This window comes from Aureimonas sp. Leaf427, from assembly GCF_001425485.1.
Taxonomy (GTDB): Bacteria; Pseudomonadota; Alphaproteobacteria; order Rhizobiales; family Rhizobiaceae; genus Plantimonas.
This window is the reverse complement of record NZ_LMQW01000012.1, coordinates 158,235-171,190: the sequence shown is the minus strand read 5'-3', so window position 1 is coordinate 171,190 and position 12,956 is coordinate 158,235. Positions and strand designations below refer to the sequence as shown.

The 12,956-nt window shown below is 67.7% G+C and carries 14 protein-coding genes; 8 read left to right on the top strand and 6 right to left on the bottom strand.

Annotated features, from left to right (window positions below):
- Positions 1 to 13: 13 nt before the first annotated feature.
- Positions 14 to 1,477 carry a carnitine 3-dehydrogenase gene (locus ASG62_RS08970; RefSeq protein ID WP_156382069.1) on the top strand — a complete coding sequence of 488 codons (1,464 nt, stop codon included), beginning with the start codon at positions 14 to 16 and terminating at the stop codon, positions 1,475 to 1,477.
- A gap of 360 nt (positions 1,478 to 1,837) precedes the next feature.
- The gene (locus ASG62_RS08965; RefSeq protein WP_244487428.1) at positions 1,838 to 2,482 is read left to right on the top strand and encodes a cupin domain-containing protein; all 645 of its coding nucleotides are present in this window, start codon (positions 1,838 to 1,840) and stop codon (positions 2,480 to 2,482) included.
- Between the two features lie 34 nt (positions 2,483 to 2,516).
- Here the strand turns inward: ASG62_RS08965 and ASG62_RS08960 are convergent, their stop codons facing one another.
- Positions 2,517 to 2,906, bottom strand: a complete 390-nt coding sequence (locus tag ASG62_RS08960) for a MarR family winged helix-turn-helix transcriptional regulator (RefSeq protein ID WP_056689347.1) — start codon at positions 2,904 to 2,906, stop codon at positions 2,517 to 2,519.
- 243 nt (positions 2,907 to 3,149) lie between these two features.
- Between ASG62_RS08960 and ASG62_RS08955 the strand changes: the two genes are divergently transcribed.
- A complete protein-coding gene (locus ASG62_RS08955; RefSeq protein ID WP_056688053.1) occupies positions 3,150 to 3,575 on the top strand; it encodes an organic hydroperoxide resistance protein in 426 nt (141 codons plus the stop codon).
- Between the two features lie 365 nt (positions 3,576 to 3,940).
- Here ASG62_RS08955 and ASG62_RS08950 read toward each other — a convergent pair whose 3' ends face one another.
- The 3 genes from ASG62_RS08950 to ASG62_RS08940 form a co-directional block, all read right to left on the bottom strand.
- Positions 3,941 to 5,035: an aromatic ring-hydroxylating oxygenase subunit alpha gene (locus ASG62_RS08950; RefSeq protein WP_056688050.1), complete on the bottom strand. Its 1,095-nt coding sequence runs from the start codon at positions 5,033 to 5,035 to the stop codon at positions 3,941 to 3,943.
- A gap of 11 nt (positions 5,036 to 5,046) precedes the next feature.
- On the bottom strand, positions 5,047 to 5,805 hold the full coding sequence (locus ASG62_RS08945; protein ID WP_056689346.1) for a class II aldolase/adducin family protein: 759 nt from the start codon (positions 5,803 to 5,805) through the stop codon (positions 5,047 to 5,049).
- Between the two features lie 205 nt (positions 5,806 to 6,010).
- Positions 6,011 to 6,862, bottom strand: coding sequence for a dimethylarginine dimethylaminohydrolase family protein (locus tag ASG62_RS08940; protein ID WP_056689344.1), 852 nt, complete (start codon positions 6,860 to 6,862; stop codon positions 6,011 to 6,013).
- Positions 6,863 to 7,127: 265 nt separating this feature from the next.
- On the opposite strand from ASG62_RS08940, the gene ASG62_RS08935 reads away from it, so the two are divergent.
- The 5 genes from ASG62_RS08935 to ASG62_RS08915 all read left to right on the top strand — a co-directional run bounded on the left by ASG62_RS08935 (position 7,128) and on the right by ASG62_RS08915 (position 11,164).
- Positions 7,128 to 7,931 (top strand): ABC transporter ATP-binding protein, encoded by an 804-nt coding sequence (locus tag ASG62_RS08935; RefSeq protein WP_056689342.1) that lies wholly within the window; start codon positions 7,128 to 7,130, stop codon positions 7,929 to 7,931.
- Positions 7,932 to 8,036: 105 nt separating this feature from the next.
- Entirely contained in the window at positions 8,037 to 8,816 is a 780-nt protein-coding gene (locus ASG62_RS08930) for a transporter substrate-binding domain-containing protein (RefSeq protein ID WP_413814194.1), read from the top strand.
- Positions 8,817 to 9,015: 199 nt separating this feature from the next.
- Positions 9,016 to 9,735: an ABC transporter permease gene (locus ASG62_RS08925; protein WP_056688044.1), complete on the top strand. Its 720-nt coding sequence runs from the start codon at positions 9,016 to 9,018 to the stop codon at positions 9,733 to 9,735.
- A gap of 56 nt (positions 9,736 to 9,791) precedes the next feature.
- The gene (locus tag ASG62_RS08920) at positions 9,792 to 10,568 is read left to right on the top strand and encodes an ABC transporter permease (protein ID WP_056689340.1); all 777 of its coding nucleotides are present in this window, start codon (positions 9,792 to 9,794) and stop codon (positions 10,566 to 10,568) included.
- A gap of 53 nt (positions 10,569 to 10,621) precedes the next feature.
- Positions 10,622 to 11,164, top strand: a complete 543-nt coding sequence (locus tag ASG62_RS08915; RefSeq protein WP_056688041.1) for an MOSC domain-containing protein — start codon at positions 10,622 to 10,624, stop codon at positions 11,162 to 11,164.
- Here ASG62_RS08915 and ASG62_RS08910 read toward each other — a convergent pair.
- Both ASG62_RS08910 and ASG62_RS08905 read right to left on the bottom strand, forming a co-directional pair.
- Positions 11,161 to 11,484, bottom strand: coding sequence for a type II toxin-antitoxin system ParD family antitoxin (locus ASG62_RS08910; RefSeq protein ID WP_200944630.1), 324 nt, complete (start codon positions 11,482 to 11,484; stop codon positions 11,161 to 11,163). The two genes, ASG62_RS08915 and ASG62_RS08910, sit on opposite strands and share 4 nt — an antisense overlap.
- A gap of 100 nt (positions 11,485 to 11,584) precedes the next feature.
- A complete protein-coding gene (locus tag ASG62_RS08905) occupies positions 11,585 to 12,754 on the bottom strand; it encodes a pyridoxal phosphate-dependent aminotransferase (protein ID WP_056688039.1) in 1,170 nt (389 codons plus the stop codon).
- Positions 12,755 to 12,956 lie beyond the last annotated feature (202 nt).

The window sequence follows — 12,956 nt, the reverse complement described above, 5'->3', positions numbered from 1 at the left end:
CATGCCGAATCGGATCGACCACATCCGCAAGGTCGCCGTCGTCGGCGGCGGCGTCATCGGGGGCGGCTGGGTCGCCCGCTTCGCGCAGAACGGGCTCGACGTCGCGGTCTACGACCCGGACCCGGAGGCCGAGCGCAAGCTGCAGGGGCTGATGGCGAACGCCGCTCATGCCTTCGAGCGGCTGATCCCCGGCGCCCGCCCGGCGCCCGGCCGCGTCATCTTCGTCTCCAGCCTCGCCGAGGCGGTGGGCGATGCCGATCTTATTCAGGAAAGCGCGCCCGAGCGCCTCGACCTCAAGCAGACGCTTCTCGCCGAGATCGACCGCCACGCGCGGCCGGACGCGCTTGTCGGCTCCTCGACCTCCGGCCTTCTGCCGACCGATCTCCAGGCGAACATGGCCCATCCCGGCCGCCTCTTCGTCGCCCACCCGTTCAATCCCGTCTATCTCGTGCCGCTGGTGGAACTCGTGGCGGGCGAGAAGACCACGGAGGCGACGATCGACCGGGCGCGGGCCTTCTACGCCTCGCTCGGCATGAAGCCCCTGAAGATCCGCAAGGAGATCGACGCCTTCGTCGGCGACCGGCTGCTCGAAGCGCTCTGGCGCGAGGCGCTCTGGCTCGTCCACGACGACATTGCGAGCGTCGAGGAGATCGACGACGTCATCCGCTATTCCTTCGGCCTGCGCTGGGCGCAGATGGGCATCTTCCAGGTCTACCGCATCGCCGGCGGCGAGGCCGGCATGCGCCATTTCATGGCCCAGTTCGGCCCCTGCCTGAAATGGCCCTGGACGAAGCTGATGGACGTGCCGGACCTCACCGACGCGCTCGTCGACAAGATCTCCGACCAGTCTGACGAACAGGCCGCCGGCCTCTCCATCCGAGACCTCGAGCGCATCCGCGACGACAATCTCGTCGCCATTATGCACTCGCTGGCCAAGAGCGGGCAGCGCGGCTGGGGCGCGGGCGAACTTTTGAAGACCTACGAGGCGCGCCTCGCCGAGGCCGCCCCCGCGCCGGCCCCGCTGCCCGTCGCCCATACGGTCACGGTCCCCGCCGACTGGGCCGACTATAACGGCCACATGACCGAGCACCGTTATCTACAGGTCTTCGGCGATGCGACCGACGTCGCCCTGGAGCGCCTCGGCATGGACGCCGCCTATCTGGCGGGCGGCCACAGCTTCTTCACCGTGGAAAGTCACATCAGACACCTCGCGGAGGGCAAGGTCGGCGACCGCCTCTCCGTCACGACCGAGGTCCTCTCCGCCGACGACAAGCGCCTGCGCCTGTTCCACACGATGAGCCGGCACGGCACGGTGGTCGCCACCGGCGAGCACATGCTTCTCCATGTCGACACCAAAAGCGGCAAGGCGGTCCCCGCCGGCGCCGACATGGCCGCGAGGATGGCCGCGCTGGCGGAGACCTCAGCCGCCCGCCCGCGTCCCGAAGGGGCAGGGCGGGCGATCGGGGAGCGGCGGTAGACTGCCATCCGCTTCCCGATGTGAGGCAGGTCGTTCAGGACCTCCTTTCTTCGCCCCTCCGGGGAGAAGTGGCCGGCAGGCCGATGAGGGGACCTTTGCGCCTCCTTCTCCGACCGTTGCGCCAAGACCCCTCATCCCGCTGCCGCGACCTTCTCCCCGAAAGGGGAGAAGAAGCCTCGATGTCCAGGGCCGCTGCCTTCATCCCCGTGAAACATTGGGGGAAATTGCGGCGTCCGCTCGACTCGCGTGGTCGAACTTGCGGCCCCATTGCGCGCGAGCTACCTTCACGCTCGTGAAACACGGGTTCCGTCCTCATCCAAAGCTGGGGATGGACGGCTCCGCGAGCGTTGAAGGCCAGACGTGACGGACGATCAATCGCTGGAGATGGACGAAGCGGCCGAGGCCTCTGCCGAGGATGGCGGAGCGGTCGCGGCCCCCGATCCCGTCGCGGCATTGGGGCCGCTCATCCGCGAGTTGCGCAAGCAGAAAGGCCTCACCCTGTCGGACGTCGCGGGTCGCACGGGCCTGTCCGTCGGGCATCTCAGCCAGGTCGAACGCGGGCTCTCGACGCCGACGATCCGCCAGCTCCAGCAGATTTCCGAGACGATGGGCGTCACGATCGGCTGGTTCTTCCGCTCCGACCAGCCGGAGCCGCCGAGCGCGGAAAGCGACGTCGTCGTGCGCGCCCACCAGCGCCGGCGCATGACCATGTCCGGCGTCGGCATCGTCGACGAGCTTCTGACGCCGAGCCTCGACGGCGCGCTGGAGCTTCTCTTCTGCACGCTACAGCCCGGCGCCGGCAGCGGCCCCGAGCCCTACAAGCATGAAGGCGAGGAGGCCGGCCTGATCCTCGCCGGCGAGATGGAGCTTTTCGTCGAGGAGAAGCGCTACAACCTGCGCGCCGGCGACAGCTTCGCCTTCCCCTCCACCAAGCCCCACCGCTACCGCTCCACCGGCACCGTCCCCCTCCAGATCGTATGGGCCATCACGCCGCCGAGCTATTGAGGGGCGGCCGCGGGCGCGAAGAGGTGAGCCTGAATCAAGCGACATCCTCCTGCCGCGTCGCCAGCGCGTCGCGCAGCATCCGGATTTCCGCGTTGAGCTCGCCGATGCGCCGCAGCGGCATGCCGGAGGCGGCGAGCAGGGCTTCGCCGAGGCAGGCGCAGGCCTCGCGCATGGCAAGGCCTGCCGTCGTCAGCGCGACGACCACCTGGCGCTCGTCGGCGGGATTGCGGCGGCGGGTGACGAAGCCGGCGGTTTCCAGGCGCTTGACGAGCGGCGTGACGGTGCTGGATTCGAGGTCCAGCCGCTCCGCGATGGCGCCGATGCCGCGGCTGTCCGCCTCCCAGAGCGTGTGGAGGACGAGATATTGCGGATAGGTCAGGCCGAGCCGGTCGAGCAGCGGCTTGTAGGTCCGCGTGACCGCCATCGACGCGCTGTAGAGCGCGAAGCAGAGCTGATCGTCGAGGGGAAGTGTCGTGGGCGCGGGCAATTGCGTCGTTCCGTCAAAAGGTTCGCCTATGTCGTACCACGATTTGCATATCGCGATAAGATTTATCTCGACAGTCCGATCGGCGAGGCGTAGATATTCGATATCGCGATAAGGAAATCGCAGCCTGCTTCGGCCCGCTCCGGCGCCGGGCAGCCCATCCATCGGACGAAGGAGACTCCCATGCCCGTCGACGTGATCTACAAGACCCGCGCCACCTCCACCGGCGGACGCGACGGCGCCGCGAAGTCGGATGACGGCTCGGTCGACGTCAAGCTCGTCGTACCGAAGGAAATGGGCGGCCCCGGCGGCCCCGGCGCGAATCCCGAGAAGCTCTTCGCGGCCGGCTACTCCGCCTGCTTCCTCGGCGCGATGAAGGCCGTGTCCGGCAAGGTCGGCGTCAAGGTTCCCGCCGACGCGACGGTCACGGCCGAGGTCGGCTTCGGCCCGCGCTCGGAAGGCGGCTACGGCATCACCGCCGATCTCTTCGTCAGCCTGCCCGACGTTGATGCCGAAGCCGGCGAGAAGCTGATGGCCGCCGCCCACGAGGTCTGCCCCTATTCCAACGCCACGCGCGGCAACGTGAATGTCGGACTGAACCTCGCCTGAGCTGGAGAGATAGCTGACATTTGAGTTGAGAAAGCCGGACGCGACGGGATCGCGTCCGGCTTTTTTGTTAGGATAGTGGGAGGCACCCCCCTCTGCCTGCCGGCATCTCCCCCGCAAGGAGGGAGATCAGGCTTGTCGCAAATGGCTGCGTTTTCGATCGACCCGTCGAACGGCCGATCTCCCCCCTTGAGGGGGAGATCAGGCAAACCGCATGCGTTTGCAGCTTCCAGCGGCAGCCGAAGCTACCGATCTCCCTCCTTGCGGGGGAGATGTCCGGTAGGACAGAGGGGGGTGCCTCCCGCCGCCATCCGTCGCTCGATCCTACACCCTCGATGCCCGCCGGCGCCCAAACCTGCTTTGCAAATCTACTCCGCCGCGATCCGATGCGCCGGCTTATCTTTGCCATCCAGCGCTTCGCGGACCATCGCCTGGAAGCCGAGAACGCCGTGCTCGTATTTCGGCGAGATGGGGCCCTGACGGTAGACGCCGGCGTTGAGATTGCGCTGGACGCCTAGGATGATGTCGATGTCCTCCGACACGATCTGCGCCGACCATTCCGCTGATTTCCGGTTCTCTTCCGCCTTTTCCGGCGAGACGTCGGTGAAGAAGTACCAGTTGATGTGCCGGATCTTGCCCGGGCCGATCGGCTCCACCGTGGCGATCGAGGAGCCCCAGTCGTAGAGGTTCAGCATCAGGACGGGGAAGCGGTAGAAATAGAGGCCGCGCGTCAGTCCGCCCTCGCGCGCCGGCGCGTGGAGGTGGAAGAAGCGGTCGTCGAAATGGACGTCCACCTTGTACTGCTTGATGTCCATGGACTCGCAGAGCCCCGGATGCATCGTCTGGCAGTGGTAGCATTCGAGGTAGTTGTCGCCGTAGGTCTTCCAGTCGACGTCGACGTCGCGGTCCTTCGACGTGAAGTAGTGCTGGCTCTCCAGCGGATAGTCCGCCGCCATCGTGTCGATCGGCCCGAGCCACTCCTTCAGCGTCTCGCCCCCGCGCTCGATGCGCAGGAAGATCAAGCCGCGCCACTCTTCCGCATCCACCGGATAGAGTCCCCATTCGACGGGATCGAAGCTCTCGGAGCCGCCGAAGTCGCGGGCGCGCTTCAGAAGGCCCGCGCGGTCGAAGCCCCAGGAGTGGTAGGGGCAGACGAGGAGCTTGCCGCAATGGCCGCTCTCCTCGGCGACGAGTTCGGCCCCGCGATGCCGGCAGACATTGTGGAACGCGCGCACGACGCCGTCGTCGCCCCGCATCGCGAAGACCGAATAGCCCGCCACCGTGCCGCGCACGTAGTCGCCGGGATTGGGAATCTTCTCCGACCAGGAGAAGAGCATCCAGTTCTTCGTGAAGATCTCGGCCCGCTCGCGCTTGAACATCTCCTCGCTCGAATACCAGTCGGCGGGAAGCGTCCAGGTGTGCCCGGACTTGGCGAAACCGGTGCTGAAATCGAGAGCGGACATCGAGAAGTCCTTCAGCTTTTGTAGGAGGGATCGAGACTGTCGACGAGACGAAGCTGCGCGGCCCATTCCAGAAGGAGATCGCCGTCGTCGAAGGCCATCTGGTCGTATTGCTCCGTCACCTTCGTGCCGATCGCGGGCGGCACGGGCACGAGCGGCTGGCCCATGGAGAGCGTCGCCACCTGAATCTCGCAGGCCGCGTTCAGATAGAACATGTTGGAGAACATCTGCGCCGCCGAGCCGCCGACGGTGAGGAGCCCGTGATTGCGCAGGATCAGCGCGGGATGGCCGGCGAGATCGGCGACGATGCGCACGCGCTCGGCATGGTCGAGCGCGATGCCCTCGAAATCGTGGTAGCCGACGCGCCCGTAGAACTGCAGCGCGATCTGGTTGAGGGGCATCAGCCCCTCCTTCAGGGTGGAGACCGCGACGCCGGCGCGCGTGTGCGTGTGCATGACCCAGGCCGCATCGTGCCGGGCGGCGTGGACCGCGCTGTGGATGGTGAAGCCCGCCGGGTTTACGCGGGCGGTGGAAGGGCCGATCGTGTTGCCGTCCACGTCGATCTTCACCAGCGAGGAGGCGGTGATCTCCTCCCAGCGATGGCCATAGGGGTTGATCAGGAACCGCCCGTCCTCGCCCGGCACGCGGGCGGTGATGTGCGTGTAGATGAGGTCGGTCATCTTGTAATGGGCGGCGAGCCGGTAGCAGGCCGCCAGATCCACCCGCGCCTGCCATTCCGCCGCGCCGAATTCAGCGTCGGCCGCTGGGCCCATCTCTGCGCCGGTTGCGGAGGTGTCGGTCTTGCCGGAGACGTGAAGGTTCATGAGGTCACTCCCGATCTTCATGCCCGTGAAAAGAGTTCATCACGTTCCGTCGGGACTGGCAAGGTCCCGGCGCGACGCCCTCCGTCGTGTCCAGATCCGTTCCGGCGGACGATGCCGTCGCGCCAGGCCGTTTCTCCGCCAGTCCGGCCAAAGGTCAGGCCGCGCGCAGCACGGGGCGGGTCAGGCAGGTCGGGCCGCCCTCGCAGGCAAGGCACAGCGCATCGGCGGCGAAGGTCTGGACGCGGCAGCCCGCCGCCTCCATCGCCGCCGCCGTCTTCGGAAAGCCCGCGACCATGACGACGTCGCCCGGCGCCGTCGGCAGCACGTTCAGGCTGAGGCCGAAGCTGGCCTTGAACTCTTCCGGGTCGCCCTCGACGAGCCGGATGCCGCGGGCGCGCAGAAGCTGCCAGAAGGCGGCGGGGAGAAGCGGGGAGTGGACGAGCGCGAGATCCTCGCGCAGCGGGCTGATGACGGACATGAGGTGGAGGCAGGCCTCCTCGCCCTGCCAGAGCGGCAGGTCGAAGCCGAGAACCTCGATGCCCTGGGGCGCCAGCAGGGCGCGCACCTGCGCGATGCCGGCCTCGTTGCTGCGCACGCCCCGCCCGATGGCGAGCGTCGAGCCGTCCAGCCAGACGCAGTCGCCGCCCTCCACCGTGCCCGGCGCCTCGACGCGCCCGAGAATCGCAATGCCCGCCCGGCGATAGGCCGCCGCATGAAGATCGACCTCCGCCACGCGCAGCGGCTTGCCCATGGAGAGGAGCACCGCGCCGGCATCGGTGACGAGCGAGGGATCGTGGGTGAACATCGCGTCGGCGAGGCCGTCGCCTTCGTCCTCGATCCAGAGGATTTCCGCGCCCGATGCCGCGACCAGCGCGGCGAAGCCGGCATATTCCTCCACGGCCTTCGGCCCGTCGAAGCCGGCCCCGTAATGCCAGCGCCCCGCATCGGCGCCGGCAAGGCTCGGGCCCGGACGGCGCATGAGAACGCGGCGGAGCGGCGCGGCCATGGACTGGCAGCCCCATTGCTTCTGTTCGAAATCCACGCGCTCTCCCCCAAACCCGGCCCCGACGCCCACCCGGGCGTCGTCTTCACCTCGATGAAAATGCACGATTGCAAGTGGACCCCGCAAGTGCATTAATCGGGCAGATGTCGAAACTGGCTTGCGATTGTGCAGTGCGCAACGGCTGCGATCGCGAACGAGGACGGACCGGGCGAAGCTCGATGGAGAAGCGATGATCATCGCGACCGACAGGCGACCGTCCGGCGGCGCCATGGGGGCGCCGCTCGGCGCTCCGGCGCCTATTTCGAGCAGGCCGCCGCCGGTGCGCATCACCGGGTTGCACAAGAGCTTCGGCAATCTTGAAGTCCTGAAGGGCGTGTCGCTCACCGCCGCCCGGGGCGAGGTCGTCACCATCATCGGCGGCTCCGGCTCCGGCAAGTCCACGCTCCTGCGCTGCGTGAACCTTCTGGAAAACCCGACGCGCGGCGAGATCGCCATCGACGGGGAGCTAGTGCGGCTGAAGAGCGACGGTGCGGGCGGGCTCGTGCCGGCCGACAGAGCCCAGGTCCAGCGCATCCGCACCCGCCTTGCCATGGTCTTCCAGAGCTTCAATCTCTGGCAGCACCGAACGCTGATCCAGAACGTCACCGAAGTGCCGATCCATGTCCTGAACGTGCCGAAGGACGAGGCGCGCGCCACCGCCGAGGCGCTCTTGAAGCGCGTCGGCCTCTACGAGAAGCGCGACACCTATCCGGCCTATCTGTCGGGCGGCCAGCAGCAGCGCGCCGCGATCGCGAGGGCGCTCGCCATCCAGCCGGAGGTCATGCTCTTCGACGAGCCGACCTCCGCGCTCGATCCCGAACTCGTCGGCGAAGTGCTCGCCGTCATCCGCGATCTCGCCGCGGAGGGGCGCACGATGATCCTCGTCACGCATGAGATGAAGTTCGCCCGCGAGGTCGCGAGCCGCATCGTCTTCCTTCACGCCGGCCTCGTCGAGGAGGAGGGCCCGCCCGCCGCGCTCTTCGGCGATCCGAAATCCGAGCGCCTGAAGCGCTTCATCCGCTCCATCCACTGACCCTCGCGGGGACCCGCTTCCACGCTTCGCCGCCTTTGCTTCTTTCGACCGAGAATCTCCCTCCCTTCGACAACGAAAAGGCACCGCATGACCTCCCGTTCGACGATTTCCGGCCTTCTGAAGACCGCCGGCCTCGCCTTGTCCCTCGCGATCTGCGGCGTCGGTCTCGCCAGCGCGGAGACCGTGAAGCTCGGCATCGCCGCCGAGCCCTATCCGCCCTTCGCCTCGCCGGATGCCTCCGGCCAGTGGACGGGCTGGGAGGTCGAGATCGGCAAGGCGCTCTGCGTCAAGGCCGGGCTCGACTGCGTGGTGACGCCCGTCTCCTGGGACGGCATCATTCCCGCGCTGACCTCCTCGAAGATCGACATCATCGTCGCCTCCATGTCGATCACGGCCGAGCGCGAGAAGACGATCGACTTCTCCGACAAGTACTACAACACGCCGACCGTCGTCGTCGGCGCCAAGGATGCCGACTACACCGCGACCCCCGAGGGGCTGGCCGGCAAGATCATCGGCGTCCAGATCGCCACCGTCCACGAGGCCTATGTGCGCAAGCACTTCGCCGATGCCGCCGAGATCAAGGTCTACCAGACGCAGGACGAGGCGAACCAGGACCTCACCGCCGGCCGCATCGACGCCACGCAGGCCGACAGCCTCGCCCTCAACGAATTCCTGAAGTCGCCCGACGGCACGGCCTGCTGCAAGGTCGTCGGCGAGGTCGCCCCCGATCTCGACATCCTCGGCCCCGGCGTCGGCGTCGGCCTGCGCAAGGGGGACTCGGCCCTGAAGGACAAGATGAACGCCGCCATCAAGGGCATCCGCGAGGACGGCACCTACGCCGCGATCTCCAAGAAGTACTTCGACTTCGACATTTTCGGAGGCTGAGGCCGAGAGCGGGGCTGCCGCCCCGAGCCCCGCCCGAGACAGAAGTCCCGGACCCTTCTTTTCATGTGTCTCGCCGGGGCGGGGCCGTCGGCCCCACCCCGGCGAGACACACGAGAACGGGTTCCAAGGGACAACGTCCATTGGCAGGGGGCGCGGGGACGGCGTCCCCGCCTCTTCCCTCAGCCCCCGAGGAGGCCCGATGCCGAACGGACTGGATCTTCTGGCGCTGTCGCCGCCCGGCTGGGGCGGCGTGCTGCTCTGGGCCTTTTGGAACTCGATCAAGGTGGCGGTCGGCGGCTTCGGCTTCGGGCTGCTGCTGGGGGTCGGCGGCGCCTTCGGCAAGCTTTACGGCGGGCCGGTCACGCGCGATCTTCTCGCCTGCTACACGACGCTGGTGCGCGCAGTGCCCGAACTCGTGCTGATCGTTCTTCTCTATTATGCGGGGGGCGATCTCCTCAATCTCGCTTTGCGGCTCGTCGGCGCGGGGCCGGTCGAGATCAGCCCGCTCGCGGCGGGCATCTTCGTGATCGCGGTCGTGCAGGGCGCCTATTCGACGGAGGTGCTGCGCGGCGCGATCCTGGCGGTGCCGGCCGGCCAGATCGAGGCGGCGAGGGCCTACGGCATGTCGCCGGTTCTGGCGCTGCGCCGGATCGTCCTGCCGGCCATGCTGCCCTATGCCATTCCCGGCCTGTCCAATCTCTGGCTGATCGCCACGAAGGACACGGCGCTGCTCGCCGTCGTCGGCTTCGGGGAGCTGACCCTGGCGACGCGGCAGGCGGCAGGCGCGACGCGGGCCTATTTCCTCTTCTTCATGGCGGCGGGCGCGCTCTATCTTCTCCTGACGCTCGGCTCGAACCTTCTGATCGGCCGGCTGGAGCGCTGGGCGCGCCGGGGTCTTCCCGCCGGGCGGCAGGCATGAGCGCCGGCCTTCCCGCCATCGAGGCTCCGCCGGTCGAGGCGGCGGGCGGGCGGGCGATGGCGCCGGGCCGGCGCGACTGGCTCCAGCCGCACCGCATCGTGCTCGGCCTTTTCGGCATCGCCATCCTCGCTTCGGCGGCGATCCTGATGCGCTGGGACTGGCTGCCGACCTATGGCTGGATGATCCTCGCCGGGCTTTGGCAGACGCTGGTCATGCTCGTCTCCACCGCCATTCTCGGCTTTCTCCTCGCCATCCCGCTCGGTCTCGCCCAGGCGGCCGGCCCCTGGTATCTCGCGGCGCCCGCCAAGGCCTTCTGCACGGTCATTCGCGGCACGCCGCTCCTTCTGCAGGTCTGGCTTCTCTATTACGGCCTCGGCTCGCTCTTTCCGCTGATTCCGGAAATCCGCGGCTCCTTCCTCTGGCCTTATCTGCGCCAGGCCTGGCCCTATGCGGTTCTGGCGCTGACCTTCTCCTTCGCGGGCTACGAGGGCGAGGTCATGCGCGGCGCCTTCGCCGGCGTGCCGCGCGGCGAGCTGGAGGCGGGCCGTGCCTACGGCATGCGCCCCTTCACGCTTCTGCGCCGCATCTGGCTCCCCCGTGCCGTCCAGCGCTCGCTGCCGACGCTGACGGGGGAGACCGTTCTCCAGCTGAAATCGACGCCCCTCGTCGCCACCATCACCGTCATCGACCTCTACGCCGTCTTCGGCCGCATCCGCCAGGACACGCTCCTCACCTACGAACCGCTGCTCCTGCTCGCGCTGATCTACGCGATGCTGACGGGCGTGCTGATCGGGCTGTTCAAGCTTTTGGAGCGGTGCATGCCGATGCGGTAGGTTTCACGACATGCGGGCCGAAGCTGGCTGCAACCGAGAGGGGGACGCTCGTGATGATTGGAACCGTCGTTGCCGTCGCCATCGACGACGTTCATCGTTTTTCCAAGCGGAACGTGCCTCAGATCCGAATCCTCGCCGGCCTTGGGGTGGAAGGCGATGCTCATCAGGGCGTGACGGTGCAGCATCGCTCTCGCGTCGCGGTCGATCCGACCCAGCCCAATCTTCGCCAAGTGCATTTGATCCAGGCGGAGCTTTTTGCCGAACTGGCGTCGAAAGGTTTTGCCGTCGAGCCAGCCCAACTCGGCGAGAACGTCACGACGCTCGGTATCGATCTTCTCGCTCTTCCGAAAGGAACGCTTCTTCATCTTGGCGATGAGGTCGTCCTGGAAGTGACCGGCCTGCGCAATCCCTGTGCGCAGATCGAGCGATTTCAGCCGGGCCTTCTGGCCGCCGTCGTCGAGATCGATCGCAACGGCGATGTCATTCGCAAAGCCGGCATCATGAGCATCGCACGAGCCGGCGGCATCGTTCGTGCCGACAACCCAATCGAGGTCGAGTTTCCCCCTCTGCCGCATGAGAAGCTAGAGCGGATTTAAGAGCCTGCGAGGAAGTTTGAGCGGTCGAATCGAGGGGCCGCATCGTCGCCGTCGTTTCGCCGCGCCGCCATGAAGCGGGTCATCTCGGCTCGGGCTTCGTCATAAGAGAGACTGGGACGGGGATCGGCGATCGATGCCTCGACCCGGTTCCGAAGGGCCTGGAGACGCTGGGCACGGTCGAGACGCTGTCGGTGCCAGACGCGCAGCGCATCGTTCAGCGCCTCGCCGGTCGTGGCGAACTCGCCCGTTTCCACGCTCTCGCGGATCGCCGGCATCAGATCCGGCGCGACGTTCGCGGTGACCTTTCCAGCAATGCCCATGACGGTTCTCCTATCGGCATCCGAACTCTATGCCGGATGAGCGGCGTTCACTAGCTGCAGCCTCGCATGATCCGCAGCGCGCCCGACCCTTAAAGCGGCGTCACAGCCCCCGGACGAACCGATCCACCCGCCCGCACGCTTCCGCCAGCCTTTCCTCCCCGAGCGTGAAGGCCACGCGCAAGAACCCTTCTGCGGGGGCGCCAAAGGCTGTGGCGTCGAGGGTGGAGACGCCGGCCTCGCGGAAGAGGCGCCAGGAGAAGTCGAAGGGGGAGAGGCCGGTCTGCCGGACGTCGAGCATGACGAACATGCCGGCATCGGGCGACAGGACGGACAGCCGGGGCGTCTTGCCGAGGGCGGAGACGACGAGGTCGCGGCGGGCGCGGTAGCGCTCGCGCATGAAGGCCGAGACCTCCTCGTGGCGCTCCAGCGCGGTGATCGCGGCCTGCTGGATGAAGCCGGGCAGGCCGTAGAGCATGGAGAGTTCCAGCCGCTCGACATGGCCGACGAGGTCGGGATTCGCCGCGATCCAGCCGACCCGCCAGCCGGTCATGGCATGGGATTTCGACAGGCTGCCGATCGTCACGGTCCGCTCGGCCATGCCGGGCAGGGAGGCGATCGAGACATGCGGGCGGTCGAAGGTCAGCGATGCATAGACCTCGTCGGAAATGACCCAGAGATCGCGCTCCACCGCGATCTCGGCGATGGCGGAGAGCTCGTCCCGCGTCAGCACGACGCCGGTCGGATTGTTCGGTGTCGCCAGGACGATCGCGCGGGTGCGCGGGGTGAGGGCGGCGCGGATGGCGTCCGCATCCGGGCGAAAGCCGGAGGCCGCGCTCATCGGCACGCGCACCAGACACGCGCCGGCGGCCTGGAGCGTCGCCTCGTAGGTGAGATAGGCCGGCTCCAGCACGATCGCCTCGTCGCCCTCCGAGAGGAGGCAGAGGGCGCTGGAGAAGAGCGCGTTCTGCGCGCCGGCCGTGACGACCACTTCGTCGGCCCGGAGCGTGCGGCCGAGGTCGGACGAAAGATGGCGCGCGATCGCCTCGCGAAGGGCGGGACGGCCCGGCACGTCGGAATAATGCGTGTCGCCGTCGCGCAGGGCCACGATGGCGGTCTCGACGATCGGCTCCGGCGTCGCGAAGTCGGGATCGCCGACGGTGAGAAGGATCACGTCCTCGCCCCGCCGCCGCGCCGCGACGGCCGCGCCGTGGATCTCCCAGGCGCGGGCGCCGGGACCGTCGATTCGCTCGACCAGGGGCGAATAGCGCATGGGATCAACCTCGTTCGGCAGGAAAGACCGCCTTGAACAAGCTTCGGGCGGCGAAGGCAAGCCGCCATCGCAGGCCGCAGCCTTCCGCGATCTGCGAGGTGCCGGCTCGGCGAAGGAGGCGCAGAACCTGGTCGGCCGACACCGGTCCGCACATTGCGAACGGAGGGAGCCGAAGGGATGCTGCGCCGGATGGGAGTTCACA